Here is a 20,785-nt window from a genome sequence, read left to right as displayed (position 1 = left end):
TAGTGAAGCTGTGTTTAACTGATTTTACCGCTCGAATCTCTAACCAGTAAAGATGGCGTAAATTGTTCGCACAATTCGTCTATTTCCTGGCCTTGAATGGTGTTTATCAGCAAGTTAGTTGCTCGTTCAGCGATGGTTTGGTTTGGCTGATCCGCGGTGGTGATTTTCGGCCAAGTTTGTCTTGAAAACGGTGAATTCTCAAAACCAACAATTGACAGCTTATCGGGGATTTGCACATTTTGTAGGCGAGAAGCAAATAGGGCGCCTGCCGCTATTTCATCGTTACAAGCAAATATCGCGCTCGGTGCCTGTTTTTCTTTCAGTAACTTATTGGCGCCTTGTACCCCTGATTCAAAGTCGTATTCGCCGTCTATAATCAAATTCGCTTGCACCTTGATGTTATTATCATTAAGGGCTGCTTTATAGCCGTCGATACGTTCAGTGGTTGATTTATGCTCTTTGCCACCGCTGATAAATCCGATATCGCTATGACCTAAATCGATTAAATGCTGAGTAATATCATATGCAGCGACAAAGTCATTGACCATGATGCTAGGGGATACGTCATCGGTCTTTTCATGACCAGAGATAATACGAACAAATTTAACATCCATGTCATTTAATGCCGACGTAACTTCAGGCATTTCTGAAAAAGGCGGTGTTAATACCACACCCGCAATGCGAGATGAGCGGATCATATCCGTGATTTCTTCAATAATACCGGCTGATTTGGCATTACAAGGGTGAATCAGCAATTCAAAGTTTTTCTTGCGACACTCATTAAGAATACCGTTTTGCATGTCGATAATATAATAAGCATTCGGGTTGTCGTATATATAAGCGATAGTATATGAATTGGTTCCCGCTAGAGAGCGAGCAGCTAGGTTGGGTTGATAATTTAACTCACGAACCGCAGTCATCACTTTATCACGGGTCGCTTGTCGTACCGATGATTCGTTATTGATGACTCTAGAGACTGTTTTCATAGAAACGCCGCATAACTTGGCGACGTCATTAATGGTTACTTTCATGCTTATTGTTATATTTCACGCGTCATTGCTAGCGCAACTATATCGCATTTACCTTGATGTTAATAATTATTTTCTTGTCATTAATTAAGTTATCGCCAGGAGGGGCGAAATATTAACGAATATGTGAACCGCTAAAGGCACTTAAAGTCGATTGCTGGTAACTTATTTAATCCTCCTGTATGCGGTTTAATTTGTTGTCTGCGTTATTTCAACTATCCTCCTTAATAGAAAGCATACTTATATTTGGGGGATTAATGCTTAAACGACAAATACTTACTATCACTATTTTAACTCTAATGATGAGTTTTACGGCAAAGGCAGAAAGTGCCGTTAAAGACCTATTTAAAAAGGTTAATAATGGTGTTGTAGAGTTACATGTTATTGCCATCGCAGCGCCTAAAACCGGTCAGGTGCTTTATAAAGAAACCAAAGAGAAAACCTTAGGCTCAGGTGCGTTAATCAATAAAAACGGTAATATTTTAACCGCCGCTCATGTGGTTGGTCGTTCCGTAAAAATTGAAGTCCTATTTGCTAATGGCAGCAAATCGTCAGGGCACGTTGTTTGGGTCGATAAGACTCTTGATTTAGCAATGATTCGCGCTCGAAAAGTACCTGAAGATGTGGAGCCATTAAAACTCGCTGCCCCTGGAAGTTACAATATCGGTGAGCAGGTCATCGCCATCGGTGCGCCTTATGGTGCCAGCCACAGTTTATCCGTTGGTTATTTAAGTGCGGTGCGTGAACGAGAATTTTTGCAAGGCTCAAATATCAAGGCTAAATTCTTGCAAACTGATGCTTCGATTAACCAAGGTAACTCAGGCGGACCATTGTTTAATTTAGATGGCGATATTATAGGTATTGTCAGTCATATTCTATCGCGCTCAGGTGGCAGCAATGGATTGGGTTTTGTGGTCTCGGTCGATACCATTCACAGTGTGATCGAATCAGAGCCGCCAGAGTTCTTAGGCTTTATCCCTTATATGCTAAAAGAAAAGCAGGCTCAAGCGCTAAATAATCCATTTGGCTATGGTTTGTTGATTCAAAATGTTATTCCGGCAACCCTTGCTGACAAGCTTGGCTTTAAAGGCGGTTATATCAATGTTGTTATCGGTCGGCAAAATGTATTGTTAGGTGGTGACATTATCCTTGAAATTGACGGCGTCAAACTCGATAGCATTGAAAATATAATCTCAGTGCGCAATAAGTTTGGCAAGTTCAAAAAAGGAGAGAAAGTATCGTTTAAGTTCCTGCGCAATGGGGTTGTCAAAGACATTGTTTGGGACGTCGATTAGCTTCCTAAATAATCATTAATTTAAAATTGAAAAGCCGCTATAAAGCGGCTTTTTTTATGATGTTTTTAGCACATTATTTGATTGGGTAGATGTATTTTAACCACGCCATCATGCGTAATAAAATTCGTCTGACAATGGAGGTATGCAAAAAGTCACCATCGTGATTCAACGCTACAGCTTGCCCTTGTATGCCTAGCGGTAAGTTATAATCGTTCAGATCTTCATCTAGCTCAATTAGGCCTACAACAAAGCCGTGACGAGAAATGACGTTTGCTTGGATCAAAGCACCTGTGGCTTGAATCTCACCTTCTTGCATTGCCGGCACAATGGAAACTAATTTGCCAGTAAATACTTTGCCAGGAATCGAGTCTAGAATCACCTCGGCTTCTAAGCCAACTTCCATGCGTTGTAATGAATTTTGCCAAAACATGGCGGCAATGCGGCGTTTTTCTTTAGGGATGAATGTCATTGCTGGTCGCAATGGCAGCTTGGTCGCTCTAACGCCTGGTCGCAGTGCTATTTGTGCCGCCATGCCGTCGGTAGGAGCTCTTACTGTCGTTCTTTCTAAGTCTAATTGCGCTTTATTTCGTGCTTCAATGAGTTGCGCTACTTCGGTATCTTCACCGGCAATTAAAGACTCAGCTGCAAACTCCAGCCGGCGTTGATCCGCTAATGCAGCTTTTAGTTTGGCTTCACTCGCTTCGTAAAGCTTTAAGCGTTGATCCATCTCTTGCGGTGTGAAAGGTGAATTCTCGCCACCATTATCAAAGCCTTCTTTATAGCGTAAATAGGTCGTTTTAGCGCGATCTCGATTGGCTTTCGCTTCGTCAGTCGAGGCCATAGCAACTTGCAATGCTTCGTCTTTTTGAAACGCGCCGCTGCGCGCATCGGCGAGCGCCGCTTCGGCTTTACGAAGGGCAATAACTTGCTCGTCATTGACCAAAGTAAATAGTACATCACCTTGTTTAACGTGCTGATTAGGTTGTACTTCTACTGTTTTAACTGTGCCCGCTATTTGTGGCACGATTGGCACACTGGCAAACACTTCTTTAGCGTATTTCGCATACGGGTGATTGTAATTCATGATCACCATAATGGCTGATAACACCAATACACCACCAAGCACAGCGGTCGGTACAGACCATTTATTCAATGGGATTTTAAATACTTTGAAGATAAAAACACAGATCGCGGTATAGGTTAAAATAATCAGCATATCCATAATTATTTATCCTTATCAATCTGTTGTTTTAGCGCATTTAATTCGTCTTTAAGATCGCTTAACTGCTGTTGAATATCATGTTGCTTAGAGCCTACACCCCAACCAACGTCTTCTTTATACAAGGTCGCCCAAATCCACAAAAACGGCCAAATGGCGTGCAAGGTAAATAGACTCACCCAGCCCGCGACATGAATGGCATCTTGATGCGGGTGATTGCGTTTCTCGGCGATTTCATAAGGTATGTCATGGATGACAATAATGCCGTAAAAAAGCACGAGAAATACAAAGAACACTAAAAATAGGGCGACGTATTCAAGCATATGCGCTCACTCCAAAGATCTCGCAAAGAAATAATAAATTGCTATAGATAAAGCATTGTTTATTTTGCCAAAAAATCAAACTTGATAGGCGTAGAACAACGATAAATGTGGATTACAGTTAACCAAGAAAATCGGCCAAGGAGAAAAATCAATGACAGCAAAGCCAACGAGAGGAGAAGGGGAATGCAGGCTAAAAGGGGATTAGCCTGCATTGAGATGTATATAACAGAGTTTAACTGTCTTTTTCAGCGCTTACCCAACCATAGACTTTACCGGCAAGCACGGCACCTACAATAGGCGCCACCCAAAATAGCCACAATTGCGCTGTCGCCCAATCACCAACAAATACCGCGACACCAGTGCTTCGCGCCGGGTTTACTGAGGTATTACTGACAGGAATGGTGATAAGGTGAATCAGAGTCAGACATAGGCCGATAGCAATAGGTGCGAATCCCGCCGGAGCGCGTTTATCGGTTGCGCCAAGAATAACCATTAAAAACATAAAGGTCATAACCACTTCGGCAACTAAAACAGCGACCATCGAGTAACCGCCTGGAGAATGCTGGCCATAACCGTTGGATGCAAATCCACCGGCGACATCAAAACCAGGAGCGCCTGAGGCAATGACAAACAAAATGGCTGCGCCAACAATACCACCTGCGACTTGGGCGATGATATAGGGTACTAACTCATTCGCTGGAAAACGGCCACCTGACCATAAACCAAAAGATACCGCTGGGTTTAAGTGACAACCTGACACATGGCCAATAGCAAAAGCCATAGTTAGCACGGTCAAACCAAATGCCAATGAAACACCAACGAATCCAATGCCCAGTTCTGGGTAACCAGCAGCTAAAACCGCGCTGCCGCAACCGCCAAGAACGAGCCAAAATGTGCCAAAGAATTCGGCGGCTAATTTGTTCGTTAAAGTCATCTTGTTTTCCTTATTGTTTAACGGCTTGCGTCATAATTTGATTATGTCGACATCTGCCAAGTTAGGTTTTGCCCTGGTTAAAGCTTCAGCAAAATATTGACCTTTATTTTTGTCATGACAGTGGCATGGCACGCATGACTATGACGTTCGCAAAAACATCGTATTAAGAACTTTATAGCAAAGATAAATCATTTGTTTTCAGTTGTTTACCTTTGTCCTTAATAAATTTAGTCGCACATTGAAAAAGTTTCCTTAAATTCGTCAATAAATTTTTAATATCGGTCATAAAATATGAGTTTTAGCGCCATTTTTTGATTTTGTAAGTGAAAACTTTTGTCAAGTTAAAAATTTCCAGGTGTTTGGTATGTAGTTGATATTGTTATTTAAATTTAGTTTGTTGTAAATCAGTTGTTAATTGGTTGAAGGTAAATATTACAAAAATGTGTAATTTTTTGTAGCCAAAACGTTAATTTCATTGTATGGTTATTTCAAGTCTTTTGACAGCGCTGTCATTTTGGTGGACAAGATAGGAAGTTAGTGATCATTGCTTCTCAAAATCGGCCCTGATTAAAAGTAAAAACTAAAAAAAAGTAAGGGAAAGAAAATGTCTATGAAATTCCAAAAGCACGTTTTGGCCAGCTCTATAGCTATGGTCTTAGCTGGTGCTTCAGCACAAGCAATTGCTGCTGATGATGCACAGGCAAACGCTGATGAGAATATCGAAGTTATTGAAGTTACGGGTATCCGTGGCTCGAACAAGAAAAACCTAAACGCTAAGCGTTTCTCAAATTCAATTGTTGATGTCATCTCTGCAGAAGATATCGGTAAGTTTCCAGATAAAAACGTTGCTGAGTCATTACAACGTATTCCTGGTGTAACTATTCAGCGTCAATTTGGTGAAGGTGCCGCAGTATCGATTCGTGGTGCAGGCCAAGATTTGACACTAACCACACTAAATGGCCAAAACGTCGCCTCAACCGGTTGGTTTGTACTTGAGCCAGCAAAACGTAGTTTTAACTATGAGTTGTTGCCTTCGGAAATCGTTGGTGATTTGGAAGTTCATAAGACATCTCGCGCCGATTTGGCCGAAGGTGGTATCGGTGGTACGGTAATCGTTCACACCCGTAAGCCGCTTGACCTTGACGCCAATACAATTTTCGCATCTGCTGAAGCGTCTTATCAAGAAGATTCAGAAGAAACCGACCCGCAAGCGTCAGCTATGTACAGCTGGAAGAATGAATCTGAAAGCATCGGTTTCTTACTATCCGGTGTTGCTCAAGAACGCTCACTACAACGTCAAGGTAATGAAGCATTCTGGGAGTGGGGTGCAGGCCCTGTTGCGTTCGAACAAGAACGTAAACGTACCGCTATCACTGCGACGTTACAGTACGCACCAACAGATAACATGGATTTCGTGTTGAACTACATCGACATGGAAATGGAAGCGGATAACACCAACTACGCGTTGTGGTTAACGCAGGCTGATACCAGTTGGGGCGATTCGTCTAACACAACATGGTTAGGTCAAGAAACGGATGCCGAAGGTAATATTACTAACCAAGGTACACAAGTTGCAGGTCCTCTAAATGTAGCGTTTTATCAAATGCGTCCACGTGAAGCGACCATGGACTCTGACGTTGTTGATTTAACCTTCAACTATCAAGGTGATGGTTACACATTTAAATTCCAAGCAGGTACGACCGAATCAACTGGTGGTACTGACTTTGAAATGGTTCTAGACGACGGTCTTGTACCTTCCCTTGCCGGTGGTTCTTACGATTTTACTGGTGGCAATCAAACCTGGGACCTCCCTGCTGGGTTTGATATGAAAACCTATGATCCAGGTTCATTGGCAATGGGTACAGGTCCTAACTTTAACCGTACACCGAAAACCGACGAAGAAAGCTACTTTCAAGCTGACGTAACATTCGACGTTGACTATGGTTTGGTTACAGCGATTAAGACCGGTTTTAAGTTCGCTGAGCATGAAACTACCTCACGTCGTTATGAGTACATCCAATCAGATGATTTCAATAATGTGATCAGCACCGATGGTATCCAAGATGGCACTATTGATGTTGGCGCAGGTAACTACCAAATCAAGAAGTTTGATGCAGATGCATTGAAAGATTGGGCAAAAGCCAGCATCGTTGGTGAGACAGAAGACCTAGGTTCTTACAGTCACATTGAAGAAGATAACTGGGCAGCTTACGTTATGGCTGAATTCCAAGGTGACGGTTTTGCCGGTAACTTTGGTGTACGTTATGCCGCGACAGATGCAAAGTCTATCTATTATGTAGATGGCGAAAAAACAAACACTGATTCTGATTACGCTGAATTCTTACCAAGCTTTAACTTGAAGATGGACTTAGCCGATGATGTAATCATGCGTGTTGCTGCATCTCGTGCGATGGCACGTCCACAATACGTTGATATGTACGTAAACCCAAATGTTGTTGGTACCAACGATGACTTGCCTGATAACCAGTTCTGGGTTGTTGGTAACGTTGGTCTAGACCCGTTCATCGCTGACATGTTTGATATCGGTATCGAATGGTACTTCAACGAAAGTTCACTATTAAGTGCGACGTTGTTTATGAAAGACGTTAAGAACTTCGTAACCTTTAATGAGTATCACGCTGATGCAGCAGACATCGACTTCCCACTAGAAGGTGATGAAGCGGCAAATGGTTGGACTGTACAAGAGAAGTCTAACGGTAAAGATGCGCAAATCGAAGGTCTTGAACTTCAGTATCAACAGGACTTTGGTAATGGTTTTGGTACCCTTATCAACTATACCTACACAGATACGAATACCGATGAAGACACCTACGTTGATGGTAACCCGTTCTTGAGCGACAGCTCGAAAGATCAGTACAACATCACTGGTTACTACGAAAATGACACGATTTCAGTGCGTTTATCATATAACTGGCGTAGCGAGTACATGATTCGCGAAACAGGTTCATACGGTAACCGTTTACACGATGACTTCGGTTCACTTGATTTGAGTGCAACTTGGCATGTGACTGATTACCTAGACATCCGTCTAGATGCAGTTAACTTGACTGAAGAAGACGCTAAACAGTTCGGTAATAACAACTACCCAACGTCATACAGCGGCTTCACACGTGGCTTCCCATTATATGAATATGAGATGGCACGTCGTGTAAATGTAGGCGCTAGCGTACGTTTCTAAACACAAACGCGTTAATCACACGTTAAAAAAGGGGAGATTTCTCCCCTTTGTTTAGAAAATTTGTAAATATCACTTGTATTGGCTTGTTTAACCGGTTTAGTCTTATCGACGCATAATTATAAATTCGAAATCAGGCAGCATTTTGGGAGTAGTAAAATGAGCCAAGCAAATATTCAGCCTTTGAACAAAAATGTTCACGGCAAAACAAAGATTAAAAACCAAACTAATTTCCCTCACGTAAGCGGCCAGCATTTGGCGCCTGTTGTTGTACAGGAGTTCTCACGTGCAGGTGCTGAATTCCCAGTAGTGTTTGTTAAAAACTCTGAGTCAGGTGAATTCCAACCGGTAGCACTATTTGGTGTTAAGCCCGGTGAAAACTTATATACCGCCGAAGAAAACTGGCAAGGTACCTATGTACCAGCAGCATTGACCCATTTTCCTCTGGCTTTGGTTCCTGAAAGCCAGGAATCTGACAAGTTTATGGTAGTTATTGCTACTGAAAACAGTGTTGTAAATGAGGACGAGGGTAATGCCCTGTTCCAAGACAATGGCGAAGAAACCGAATATCTAGCTCGTCGTAAGCAAGCACTTGGTAAGTTTTTTGAAAACTCTCATATTACCAAAGCTTTCACCAAAGAATTGGTTGATCGTGAGTTGCTTATCCCGCAAAACTTGGATATCCAAGCAAATGGCGAGAAGATTCAAATTAACGGTTTGTACATCGTCGATGAAAAGAAACTTAATGAACTTTCAGATGAAGAGTTTCTGACGTTGCGTAAACGCGGCATGATTGGCCCAATCTACGCACACCTGAACTCTGTTAACCAAATACATCGTCTGGTTAAAAAGAAAGTGTCATTAAGCAGTTAACTGACATAGGAGTCAGGCTTAAAAACTGACTCCTTTCCAGGGATGCTTTATGAACGAATCCGTGCAATCTATCACCATAGTAGGTGGTGGTTCATCGGGCTGGATGACAGCCCTTTATTTAAACCAGCTTTATAATCACAAACAACAACGCGTAGCAATTCGCGTTATCGAGTCCAAAGACATTGGTATCCTCGGTGTTGGTGAAGCCACGGTTCATTCAATTCGATTCTTCTTTGCCGCTATGGGCATCGATGAAAATGAGTTAATCCAAGCAACAAATGCCACGCTTAAAACGGGCATTATGTTTCGTAACTGGATGAAGCCAAAACAAGGCAATACCCACGAATATTTCCATCCTTTTGAGCATCAAGCTCTTGGTAGCATTACCGATATATCGTCTGCGTGGATCTTGAGTTCGCGACAACTATTTGAACGCTATGATCAAGGCGTTAGTGTGTCAGCGCATTTGATGAAAAATAACCTGACGCCAAAAATGGCGCAATCTAAACCTTATCAAGGCGTTGTCCCTTACGGGTACCATCTAGATGCCACTTTGATGGCACGCTTTCTACGTGATAAAGCCAAGCAACGTGGCGTGGAACACATTGAAGCGACGGTAACCGATGTGATAACTGCTGGTGACAATATCGAGCGTGTTATCACTGAGCAGGGTGAATTTTCAGCAGATCTGTTCATTGATTGCAGTGGTTTTAAGGGCTTGTTGATTGAGCGTTTAAAAGATAATAACTGGCAGAGCTTCAAAAAAGAATTACCGTGCACTAAAGCCGTGGCGATGCAACTTAAGTTTGCCGACAAGCAAATTCCACGCAGCTATACCACGGCCACGGCATTGACCAATGGTTGGGTATGGGAAATCGATCTTAATAATCGCCGTGGCACCGGTTATGTCTATGATGGCGACCGAATAAGTGCTGAACAAGCTGAGCAGGAACTGAAACAGTTTTTGCAGCAAAGCGGTGATATTGAAGTGATGAAAACCCTACACCTTGATATGAAAGTAGGCTGTCGTAAAGAGTTTTGGGTTGGCAATTGCATTAGTATCGGCTTATCTGGCGGCTTTATTGAGCCATTAGAGTCAACCGGCCTGCATATCATCAATATCGGTGCTAAATTATTGGCGACCCATCTTAATGAAAAACACACTCAACAATCGACTCGTGATTCATATAACCGATTGATGAATGGTGTTTATGATGATCTCAAACGCTTTATCGTCTTGCATTATTGTTTGACGGATCGTGATGACAGCGAATTTTGGCGTTATGCACAAACTACCGCGCAATACAGTGAAGAGCTGCAACGTCAATTGCAGATTTGGCGCCATAAAACCTGTGAGTTTATGGACTTAAGTGGTGGTTTTGCAACGACGTTTACCGACGAAAACTATCGTTTTATTTTATATGGAATGGACTATTTACCACAATTGCACATGCCGTTTGATGAGCAAGAGTGCCAGCAAATGTTTGCCAAGTTGCAGATGATGGCAACACGAGCTCAGTCCGTAGTGTATTCCAACTGCGACTGGTTACAGATGATGCATGGTGAGCACACCGTTAGTGCAAACTAACGGTCAACAAGGGACGATTGTGGAAAACAAGAAAGCAAATCATGGTGCTGATGGCGCCATCGAACATATAGTTGTTGTTGGTGGTGGCACCGCAGGCTGGCTGAGCGCCAATCATTTGCTAAAGCAACTTGGTAAGCGCAATATACGCATTACGCTAATCGAATCGCCTGACATAGCCACGGTAGGTGTTGGTGAAGGCACGGTGCCGATGATGCGCCAAACCCTGCAAGAATTAGGAATTCGTGAAACCGAATTTATTCAACGATGTGACGTCACCTTTAAACAAGGCATTAAGTTCATCGACTGGTTGGATAACCCTGATGACAGTCTAGCCAATGCTGACAAACCTTATTATCACCATATTTTTGATTACCCGTTAATCCATGAATTTAGCGATTTAACCGAGCATTACCTATCAGGGCATGCACCAAAGCAAACCAGTTTTGTTGATGCGGTTGCGTTCCAAGGTAAGGTTTGTGATCAACATCGTGCGCCAAAAGACATTACCACGCCAGAATATCAGGGCCAATTGCATTACGCCTATCACCTGGATGCCGGGAAATTTTCCGAACTATTAAAAGAGCATGCCATTAAACAAGGTGTGCATCATGTTAAAGCCAATGTGACTGACGTCAAACTGGCTAAAAGCGGTGATATTGAGGCACTTGAAACCGATTGTGCAGGTGTTATCTCAGCGCAATTTTTTGTCGATTGCAGTGGCTTTCGTTCATTATTATTAGGGCAAGCGCTTGGCGTCGACTTTATTGATAAAAGCGATGTGTTGTTTGTTGATAAAGCCGTTGTTGCGCAAATTGCTTACCCTGAAGGGCACCAAGACATACCATCTTACACCTTATCTACGGCACAAAAACATGGCTGGATATGGGATATCGGTTTGCAATCACGTCGCGGTGTCGGCCATGTCTACAGCTCGCGCTATTGCAGCGAACAAGAGGCCAAGGCGACTTTAATTGATTATATAAATGCCGGTGTTCATGACGCGCAAACCGAGATTAAGCTACGCACAATAGATATGAAAATAGGCTATCGAGAAAAATTTTGGTCACGTAATTGTGCGGCGATAGGTTTATCTCAAGGCTTTGTGGAGCCACTTGAAGCGACCGGGCTACTGGTATTTGATGCCACCGCAAAATTATTGGCGAGTCAATTTCCAGCCAATCGCAGCCATATGGATATTGTCGCTAAACAGTTTAATAGCCGAGTAAACGAAAGCTGGTTAAGAGTCATCGATTTTATCAAGTTACATTACTGCTTAAGTCGCCGCGACGACAGTGAATTTTGGCGAGCCAATCGAGACCCTAGCAGCTGCCCACAATCACTACAAGACAGATTAGTATTGTGGCGTCATCAAGCACCTAGCGCCTACGACTTTGCCAGTCGATTCGAGATATTCAATCTAGAAAATTACTTGTATGTACTGTATGGCATGGAATTCGACAGCCAAGTACCTAACAATTCTGACCTAGAGCAAAATAAGGCGCAGGCACAAGCCTTTTTTGCCCGTGTTGCTGAGCATGGCAACACATTAACAACGCAGATGCCTGATCATGCAGAGTTGCTGAATAAAATAAATAAATTCGGGTTGCAGACCCGATAACCTCGAAGGCTCACTAGCTAGCCTTTTCACAAAATAACGACAACAAAAGAGATACCATGATGAAAAACGCTTTTGCACTGAGTTTGCTTGCTTCGTCTTTGCTGTTTGGCTGCTCTGAGCCGGTTAGCAATGTCAAAATAGACAAACAAGCTGAAGTCGACAAATTTGCTGATAGCGCCAAGATCGAATTCGAATTGGTAAGCAATGTCCCAAACGATAAATGTGACTCGGCACGCACCGATGGCAATTGTTTTCATGGTCGATTACATATAACTCCGGCCGCGGATTACGCCGCCGATGACTTACATATTTACTTTTCCCAAATAAACCCTGTGCAAAGTGTTGCATCAGAGCACTTTTCTATTGAACACATCAATGGCGACTTGCATCGTTTGCATACAAAGGCTGATTTTAACGGCTTGCAAGCGGGAGAAACCTACACCGTAGATTACTGGGTTGATTTTTGGACTTTGTCTGAAACCGATGCTCTACCAAATTACATTGCCCATCTTGATGGTACCGAGGCGCGTGTCATTGTCAGTACACAAACGCAAATCGATGTGGAAACAGGCCTGGAGCAATACCCGTTCGTAAAAAGTTTTGCCGATGAAACGACCCAGTTTAAACGCACCAAAGACGATGCCACACAATGGGCCACTGCAGAACATCTGTATCAACGTAACGCAAAATTAAACGCCAGTGATCACCAATTGGCCACGGCACTCATTCCGACACCATCGCAAGTTATCGTCTCTACCGGCAGTATTGACTTGCAACAAGGCATTAAGCTGAACGTTACTGGCGTTGATAAAACGCAATTAGCCATGGCAATTAAGCGCTTGCAGCAATTGGGCATTAGCGAAGGCGATTCAGGTGTTGAACTTAACCTAACACTTGATGCGTCATTAGCCATCGCCAATGAAGGCTATCAATTAGCAAGCTCAGAGCAGGGCATTGCCATTGCAGCAAGTTCAATCGGCGGCCTATTTTATGGTGTGCAATCAATCGCCGGGCTTGTTGATGTGACGAAATTGACCATACCGCATGTCAATATTGATGATGCGCCACACTATGGCTTTCGTGGCATGATGGTGGATGTTGCTCGAAACTTCCATTCGAAACAGTTTGTGCTTGATTTAATTGAGCAAATGGCTGCTTATAAGTTAAATAAATTGCACCTTCACCTTGGTGATGACGAAGGTTGGCGCTTAGAAATTAACGATTTACCTGAGCTAACCGATATCGGCTCAAAACGATGTTTTGATTTGACCGAACAACGTTGCTTATTGCCACAATTAGGTGCGGGCGTAGACCCAACGGCAGCTGTTAACGGTTATTATAGCCGCGAAGATTACATAGAGATATTGCAATATGCCGATCAACATCAGATACAAGTGATTCCATCACTGGATATGCCCGGGCACTCTCGTTCATCTATTGTAGCGATGAAAGCTCGCTATAAGCGCCTTATGGCAGAAGGGGATGAGCAAGCGGCAAAACAATACTTATTGCACGATGAAAACGATACCACGGTGTACTCTTCAATTCAGTATTACAACGACAATACCATTAACGCCTGTATGGAATCATCGTATGCGTTTGTCGCTAAAGTCATGGATGAAGTCAAAGCGCTACACGCAGAAGCGGGCCAGCCATTAACACGCTATCATATTGGTGCCGATGAAACCGCCGGTGCTTGGGTCGAGTCGCCAATTTGTCAGGCATTTCTTGCCAATAATGATGAAGGCATCACCAAAGCCGAACAATTGGGTGGTTACTTTGTTGAGCGCGTTGCCAAGATATTATCTGAACGAGACATCGAAACAGCTGGTTGGAGTGATGGCATGAGCCATACTCGCTTTGAAAAAATGCCTAACTTTGCTCAAGCCAATAGTTGGGGGTTGACCTACTGGCAAGGCCATCAAGTTGCCCATAAGCTAGCCAACAATGGCTGGGATCTTGTGGTGTCGAGCCCTGATGTGACTTACTTCGATTTTCCGTATGAGGCGGATCCTAAGGAGCACGGCTATTATTGGGCGTCACGCCACAGCAACACCGAAAAACTGTTTCAATTTATGCCAGATAATCTACCGGTTCACGCCGAGTTTTGGCTAGACCGTCAAGATTTACCGTACCAAACCGATGACACATTGCAAAAAGATGAGCAGGGCAAGGTAGTCTCTGGTCCATTAAATGCAGGTGTTCGCTTTGCAGGTATTCAAGGTCAATTGTGGAGCGAGAATACCCGTAACGACGATTTAGCCGAATACAAAATATTTCCGCGCCTATTTGCTTTAGCAGAACGCGCATGGCACAGCCCTGAATGGGCGGTAGCTTACGATTACAATGGCGCTACTTTTGATCAGAACAGTGGCCGTTTTAGCGCTGAAAAGCGCCAACAACGAGATCAACTATGGGCAAACTTTGCCGATACGATTGCCAATAAAGAGCTTGCTAAATTGGAGCTAGCGGACATTTTTTATCGACTACCGACGCCAGGAGCCAAAGTGGTAGATGGAAAATTGCATATGAACAGTCCTTACCCAGGGTTAACCATGCAATATCGTTATAATGATCAATGGCAACAATGGACAGCACCGGTTGCGATAGATTCTGATGTAGAAGTTAGGTTGTTGTCGATAAATGGCGATAGAGCCGGACGCAAATTGTTTGTGAAAGTGCCTAAAAGCTAGTTTAGTCAATGGTTTAGTAATTAATTTTAAAAAAATAAAAAAAGTAAATGACAGCGCTGTCATTTACCGTTAATATTCTAATAACAAAATCGCAAACTGCTGATCACAGATGGTTTGGCACTTTGTAGAATGAGGCAAGAATGGATAGCAAGAATCAACAATTATATTTGGGTATCGATGGTGGTGGCAGCAAGTGTAAAGCTGTGATCATGAATACCGATATGCAGATTCTAGGCGAGGGGATCGCAGGGGCAGCAAACCCGTTTCATAATTTAGAGCGTGCCCAACAGTCGATAATCGATGCCTGTGTATTGGCATTATCTGATGCTGGTTTAGAACGCAGCGCTATGCACACGCTAATTGCAGGTGTCGGCTTAGCAGGTGTTAATCTGCCGAAATACTTTCAGTTAATGCAAGAATGGCAACATCCATTTAAGCAAATGCATTTGGCAACAGATCTGCATATTGCCTGCCTAGGTGCTCATGGTGAAGCGAAAGGCGCAATCATGATCAATGGTACGGGCTCGGTAGGTTATGTTACAAGTGGTGTTGAATCTCTGGTTATTGGTGGTCATGGCTTCCCACATGGCGATATTTGCTCTGGTGCATGGTTAGGTTTTCGTGCTGTTGAGCAAGTGTTACTAAGTGACGATAAGCTAGTTGAAGACACATTATTAACCGATAAGTTGTTCAAAAAGCTGGCGGTGAAGGACGCGAATACGTTAATTGAAGCGATTGCTGGTCAAGGTGCGACCTTTTATGGTCAGTTTGCTATCGATGTATTTGATTGTGCTGAAGCGGGTGACGCCATAGCACTGCAAATCATTGAACAAGGCGCCGCTTATTTCTGCCAGGTATTCAATCGACTCATTGCATTCCAACAAGGCAAAGTAGCCTTAATAGGTGGAATCAAAACTCGCCTAATGCCGTATTTACCAAGCCGAATTCACGAACAAGTTATAGAACCGGTCAATCCTCCGGAATACGGCGCCGTTTTGTTTGCGATTAAACAAGTTAACAGCTAATCAATTTCATTACTTTATGGAAGACACTATGATCTCTTTAATGCAACAAGAAGCAAAACAAGCACCAGACGTTATAAAGCAACAAATTCAAGAAAACGCACCTATCGCTGCAAAAATAGGCGCCAAATTAACTGAGTTTGCGCCAAAGATGGTGATGATCATTGGTCGTGGCTCGTCAGATCATGCAGGTGTATTCGCCAAGTACTTGATTGAAATTGAAGCCGGTATTCCAACATTTGCAGCTGCGCCATCGGTTGCCTCTGTTTATGGCAAAACGTTACAGCTTGCCAACGCCTTTGTCATCGTTATCTCTCAATCCGGTCGCAGCCCAGACATCCTTTCACAAGCACAAATGGCCAAAGACGCTGGCGCTTATGTTGTCGCTTTGGTTAATGATGAAAGCTCACCATTGGCGGAGTTGGTCGACGATGTTTTACCGCTTAGAGCCGGTCCTGAAAAATCTGTCGCGGCCACGAAAAGTTACTTAGCAACTTTATCGGCATTATTGCAACTGACGGCGCACTGGACTGATAATACGTCTTTAGTCGACGCTTTAGAGCAATTACCAACAGGTTTGCAAGCAGCGGTTGATAGCCAAGTACAATTGACCTCCGAGTCTTTGCAAAACACTCGTAACTTAGTCGTGCTAGGGCGTGGTTTAGGTTATGCGGTATCTAAAGAGATTGCGCTGAAATTAAAAGAAGTTTGTTCGATTCATGCCGAAGCTTTCTCAAGTGCGGAGTTTTTACACGGTCCAGTTACCTTAGTTGAGCAGCAACTAACCATTGTTGATTGTTTGGTAAATGATGAATCAAAAGACGCGCATCAACAGCAAGTTGCTGAAGTGAAAAGTCGTGGGGCCGATGTTATTCACTTAAACCAGATTGTTGCCGATATGCACCCAAGACTGGCACCATTGTTAGTATTACAACGTTTTTATTTGGATGTAGAGCACGTTGCCGTGAGCAAAGGTTTTAATCCTGATGAGCCGAAAGGCTTGAAAAAAGTTACCCAAACTCTGTAACGCAAATAAGGATATAGCCATCATGCAGCGTATTGCCATTGAAAAATTCTACGACGGTGAACAATTTCATCAAGACGTTGTTGTCGTTATCGAAAATGGCCAAATTGTCACTGTTGAAGCCGCTAATGAATCCGAAGCGCTTAAGAGTGGCACTATGGTGGCTGGTTTTATTGATGTGCAAGTCAATGGTGGCGGTGGCGCATTATTTAATAGCAGCACCGATGTTAACAGCATCATCACCATAGGCAAAGCCCATGCCCAATATGGTACCACGGGCTTCTTACCGACCTTAATTACTGACGATGTAACTATTATGGCGGATGCTGCTGATGCAATAGCCGAAGCGATCGCCACTCAAGCGGCAGGTGTGTTGGGCGTTCACTTTGAAGGGCCGCACTTATCGGTTGCTAAAAAAGGGGTGCATAGCCCCGAATTTATCCGTCCTATTAGCGAGCAAGAAATGGCCATTTTTACTCGTCAGGATTTGGGGCAGGTTATTGTTACCCTTGCACCTGAAAATGTTGCAACCAGTGATATCGAAACTCTGGTGAAGGCAGGCGTTAAAGTCTGTCTTGGTCACTCTAACGCTGACTTTAACACCGTGCAAGCAGCCATTGATGCAGGAGCGACTGGCTTCACCCATTTGTTTAATGCCATGTCCGCATTTACTTCTCGTCAACCGGGTATGGTTGGCGCTGCATTACTAAATGACTCGACCTGGTGCGGTCTGATTGTCGATGGACATCATGTGCATTATCAGTCCGCAGCGATAGCTATCCGTGCTAAAGCGCAAGGTAAAATGATGTTAGTTACCGATGCTATGTCGGTGGTAGGCACAGACGAACAAAGCTTTCCGTTCTTCGGTGTTGATATTATTCGTACCGATGATCGCTTAAATGCGCCGACTGGCGAATTGGCTGGCTCATGTCTTGATATGGCATCAGCGGTAGCAAATACCGTTAATAACGTCGGCATAGAGCTTGGTGAGGCATTAAATATGGCGTCACGTTATCCTGCAGAGTTTTTAGGCAAGGCAGCGCAATACGGCAGCTTGAAAGTTGGTATGCGAGCTGACTTGGTTATCCTCGACGATAATTTAAACGTGTTAGAAACATATATTGCGGGTGAGCAAATATTCACCGGTGCAGCTCAATCTTGAGCATGGATACAAACAAAACTAGCGTGTAAAGAATTTAAATAAAACATATTCATAACAATAAAAAGGGACAGGGCATAGGGCTCAGAAAATCCCGGTACACTAAATAGGCGAATCTATGACTTCAAAAGTTGCGACTCAACAACAGGCGAACAGCTTGCTGCCGATGGTAATCATTGGCGTGCTGTTTTTTATCTTCGGCTTTGTTACCTGGCTTAACGGCTCACTTATCCCATTTTTAAAAATCATCTGTGATTTAAATGAATTTCAGGCATTATTTGTCACCTTTGCGTTCTATATCGCCTATACCGTTATGGCGCTGCCTATGTCCGGTATATTGCGTCGCACCGGTTATAAAAATGGTATGGCCGTTGGTCTGGCGATTATGGCTGTCGGTGCCATTTTATTTATCCCTGCGGCAAAAACAGGTCATTATTTTATCTTCCTAACGGCCTTGTTCGTTTTAGGTACTGGCTTAACCATACTGCAAACCGCATCAAATCCTTATCTGGTTCATATCGGCCCGAAAGAGACCGCAGCAGTGCGTATTTCAATCATGGGCATTGTCAATAAATGCGCTGGTGTTATCGTGCCGATTTTATTCACCGCATTGATCTTGTCAGGCATGGGTGAATTTTCTGAAGAGTACATGGCAAGTCTCGACGCACAAACCCGTGCTGACCAAATTGAGGCACTATCAAATCGTCTTATCACACCTTACATTTATATGGCTATTGTCTTGGCGGGTCTGATTGCGCTAGTTAAGTTTTCATCACTACCTGAGATTGAATTTGAGGAAAGTGACAATGACGTAGAAGACAAGTCTGGCATTTTACAATATCCACAAGCCATTCTTGGTGCCCTTGCTTTATTCGCATACGTGGGTATTGAAGTAATCGCCGCAGACACCATTGGCTTATTTGGTTCTGGTATTGGCGTTGAACACTTTGCCAGCTTAACCTCATATACCATGGTCTGTATGGTTATCGGCTACATCTTAGGTATCATCGCTATTCCAAAGTATGCCTCTCAAGAAAAGGCCCTAGTGGTATCGTCTATCGCTGGTATTTTATGTGTTATTGGCGCCACAACCGCGTCCACTCAAAGTAGCGCTATTGCAGATGTGTTATGGGGCTGGAGTGGTATTCCAGTGATCCCTGATGCCGTAACCTTTGTTGCCTTGATGGGACTGGCGCACGCCATGGTATGGCCGTCAATTTGGCCATTGGCTTTAGAAGGTCTTGGTAAATACACGGCTCAAGGCTCTGCGTTGTTGATTATGGGTATCGCCGGTGGTGCATTATTACCATTGTTGTTTGGCCTTGTTGCTGAAGGTGGCAGTACCCAATTTGCTTATTGGGTAGGTTTACCTTGTTACCTGTTTATCCTTTATTACGCCGTCAAAGGCCATAAAAAGCGTAGCTGGTAACCCTTAAATAACATCCCCTCCTCCCTCGTAAAGGGCTTGGGCTAAGTAAAAACGCTTAGTCCCAAGTCCTTTTTTTATGTCTATTAAAATTGTTTAACGACTTTACTGAATTATATTTTCCTTCTGATAACAAAACGTTACACTAAACAAAGGTGAATTTGATTCTCGTCAATGTATCATTGTCATCTATACTAATTATTTGTAATCCAATAGTTATCAGGAATAACAATGAAGAAAGCTATCTCTGTGTTATGTATTTCTGCATCCCTCGTGCTGTCATTATCTGCTTGTGATCAAAAACAACGGGCCCAACAGCAGATTGAGGTGGTCGTGCAAGACGTTAAAACCTATCCATATCAAGGCGGGGAAGAGTTTGTTGGCCGACTTGAAGCGGTCAGTGATGTTGAAATTATTGCCCGTGTAAAAGCACCGATCGAAAAAGTACATTTTAAGCAGGGGGCAATGGTCACCGAAGGTGAAGTACTCTACACCTTGAATCAAGATGAGTTGAAGGCTCAATACGACCAAGCACAGGCGGAAGTTGGTAAAGCATCATCCGCGCTTGATATCGCTCGCAAGAACTATAACCGTGGTTTAGAACTGGCACCTGATGGCTATATATCAGGGTCTGAATTGGATCAATTAGAATCAAAAGTTTCCGAAACAAACGCACAGTTAGAGGCAACTAAGGCAAGTTTACGAAATGCTCAGGTAAACCTCGATTATACCGAAATTCACGCGCCAATAGGCGGTAAGATTGACCGCTCTAAATTCACTTCTGGTGACTTAGTTGGTCCTGAAGTTGGTTCATTAACCTCCATTGTTGCTGAAGACACTATGGAAATTCCGTTTCAAGTCAGCGAAAAAGTGTATTGGAGCATGGTTCGTAAAATGCAACGTGGTGAAGTAAGCAAAAGCGCGCAAAAAGCCATTGTCGAAATCGCCTTTTCAGCAAACGATATATACGAACATCAAGGCACCATCAATTTTGTCTCAAACCGTGTTAACCCAGAAACCGGCTCTATGGAAGTCAGAGCATCGGTACCAAATCCTGATGGCATTCTAAAGCCGGGGCAATACGTAACTGTCAATATTAAGGTGCCTGTCGCGGTTGATACGCCGATGATATCGCAAATGGCAGTGCAGTCTGATCAACAAGGCGATTATGTCTTGGTGGTTGACAATAAAGGTGTTGTTAACCGTGTTAACGTGAAATTAGGCCGTCGTGTCGATACCTTAGTGATTGTTGAAACGGGCCTTAAAATTGGCGACCAAGTGATTATTCGTGGTGTGCAGCGTGTCAGGGATGGGCTGCAAGTTAAGGCCATTCACATGGATGACATCGAACAAGCCGCATCTTCTGTATCTGTTATTGAATCATAAG

General features: G+C 43.4%; 15 protein-coding genes. 11 read left to right on the top strand and 4 right to left on the bottom strand.

Features of this window, described 5'->3' with window-relative positions:
* Window positions 1–14: 14 nt before the first annotated feature.
* Window positions 15–1,031 (bottom strand): LacI family DNA-binding transcriptional regulator, encoded by a 1,017-nt coding sequence (locus HII16_RS15780; protein ID WP_169131689.1) that lies wholly within the window; start codon window positions 1,029–1,031, stop codon window positions 15–17.
* Between the two features lie 254 nt (window positions 1,032–1,285).
* Here HII16_RS15780 and HII16_RS15775 point away from each other — a divergent pair, with 254 nt between their 5' ends.
* Complete coding sequence (locus HII16_RS15775; protein ID WP_169131686.1) at window positions 1,286–2,323, top strand: trypsin-like peptidase domain-containing protein; 1,038 nt, start codon at window positions 1,286–1,288, stop codon at window positions 2,321–2,323.
* Window positions 2,324–2,396: 73 nt separating this feature from the next.
* On the opposite strand, the gene HII16_RS15770 is transcribed toward HII16_RS15775, so the two are convergent.
* The 3 genes from HII16_RS15770 to aqpZ form a co-directional block, all read right to left on the bottom strand.
* The gene (locus HII16_RS15770; RefSeq protein WP_169131684.1) at window positions 2,397–3,545 is read right to left on the bottom strand and encodes an HlyD family secretion protein; all 1,149 of its coding nucleotides are present in this window, start codon (window positions 3,543–3,545) and stop codon (window positions 2,397–2,399) included.
* A 2-nt stretch (window positions 3,546–3,547) separates the two neighbouring features.
* Window positions 3,548–3,865 carry a DUF3302 domain-containing protein gene (locus tag HII16_RS15765; RefSeq protein ID WP_169131681.1) on the bottom strand — a complete coding sequence of 106 codons (318 nt, stop codon included), beginning with the start codon at window positions 3,863–3,865 and terminating at the stop codon, window positions 3,548–3,550.
* A 232-nt stretch (window positions 3,866–4,097) separates the two neighbouring features.
* Window positions 4,098–4,799, bottom strand: coding sequence for an aquaporin Z (aqpZ, locus tag HII16_RS15760; RefSeq protein ID WP_169131678.1), 702 nt, complete (start codon window positions 4,797–4,799; stop codon window positions 4,098–4,100).
* A gap of 604 nt (window positions 4,800–5,403) precedes the next feature.
* Here aqpZ and HII16_RS15755 point away from each other — a divergent pair.
* The 10 genes from HII16_RS15755 (at window position 5,404) to HII16_RS15710 (ending at window position 20,784) form a co-directional block, all read left to right on the top strand.
* The gene (locus HII16_RS15755; protein WP_211183539.1) at window positions 5,404–7,998 is read left to right on the top strand and encodes a TonB-dependent receptor; all 2,595 of its coding nucleotides are present in this window, start codon (window positions 5,404–5,406) and stop codon (window positions 7,996–7,998) included.
* Window positions 7,999–8,154: 156 nt separating this feature from the next.
* Window positions 8,155–8,868 carry a SapC family protein gene (locus HII16_RS15750; RefSeq protein WP_169131675.1) on the top strand — a complete coding sequence of 238 codons (714 nt, stop codon included), beginning with the start codon at window positions 8,155–8,157 and terminating at the stop codon, window positions 8,866–8,868.
* Window positions 8,869–8,917: 49 nt separating this feature from the next.
* Window positions 8,918–10,456, top strand: coding sequence for a tryptophan halogenase family protein (locus tag HII16_RS15745; RefSeq protein WP_169131672.1), 1,539 nt, complete (start codon window positions 8,918–8,920; stop codon window positions 10,454–10,456).
* A gap of 19 nt (window positions 10,457–10,475) precedes the next feature.
* Entirely contained in the window at window positions 10,476–12,074 is a 1,599-nt protein-coding gene (locus HII16_RS15740) for a tryptophan halogenase family protein (protein ID WP_348981436.1), read from the top strand.
* A 56-nt stretch (window positions 12,075–12,130) separates the two neighbouring features.
* Window positions 12,131–14,767: a family 20 glycosylhydrolase gene (locus tag HII16_RS15735; protein ID WP_169131667.1), complete on the top strand. Its 2,637-nt coding sequence runs from the start codon at window positions 12,131–12,133 to the stop codon at window positions 14,765–14,767.
* Between the two features lie 140 nt (window positions 14,768–14,907).
* Entirely contained in the window at window positions 14,908–15,792 is an 885-nt protein-coding gene (locus HII16_RS15730) for a BadF/BadG/BcrA/BcrD ATPase family protein (RefSeq protein ID WP_169131666.1), read from the top strand.
* A 16-nt stretch (window positions 15,793–15,808) separates the two neighbouring features.
* Complete coding sequence (locus HII16_RS15725; RefSeq protein ID WP_169131699.1) at window positions 15,809–16,816, top strand: SIS domain-containing protein; 1,008 nt, start codon at window positions 15,809–15,811, stop codon at window positions 16,814–16,816.
* Between the two features lie 22 nt (window positions 16,817–16,838).
* Complete coding sequence (gene nagA, locus HII16_RS15720) at window positions 16,839–17,975, top strand: N-acetylglucosamine-6-phosphate deacetylase (RefSeq protein ID WP_169131663.1); 1,137 nt, start codon at window positions 16,839–16,841, stop codon at window positions 17,973–17,975.
* A 115-nt stretch (window positions 17,976–18,090) separates the two neighbouring features.
* Window positions 18,091–19,401, top strand: coding sequence for a sugar MFS transporter (locus HII16_RS15715; protein ID WP_169131661.1), 1,311 nt, complete (start codon window positions 18,091–18,093; stop codon window positions 19,399–19,401).
* 228 nt (window positions 19,402–19,629) lie between these two features.
* A complete protein-coding gene (locus HII16_RS15710; RefSeq protein ID WP_169131659.1) occupies window positions 19,630–20,784 on the top strand; it encodes an efflux RND transporter periplasmic adaptor subunit in 1,155 nt (384 codons plus the stop codon).
* Window position 20,785 lies beyond the last annotated feature (1 nt).

Source organism: Thalassotalea sp. Y01, assembly GCF_012932945.1.
In the GTDB taxonomy this organism is placed as follows: domain Bacteria; phylum Pseudomonadota; class Gammaproteobacteria; order Enterobacterales; family Alteromonadaceae; genus Thalassotalea_A.
The sequence above is the reverse complement of the archived record's forward strand: the minus strand, read 5'-3'. Positions and strand labels throughout refer to the sequence as shown.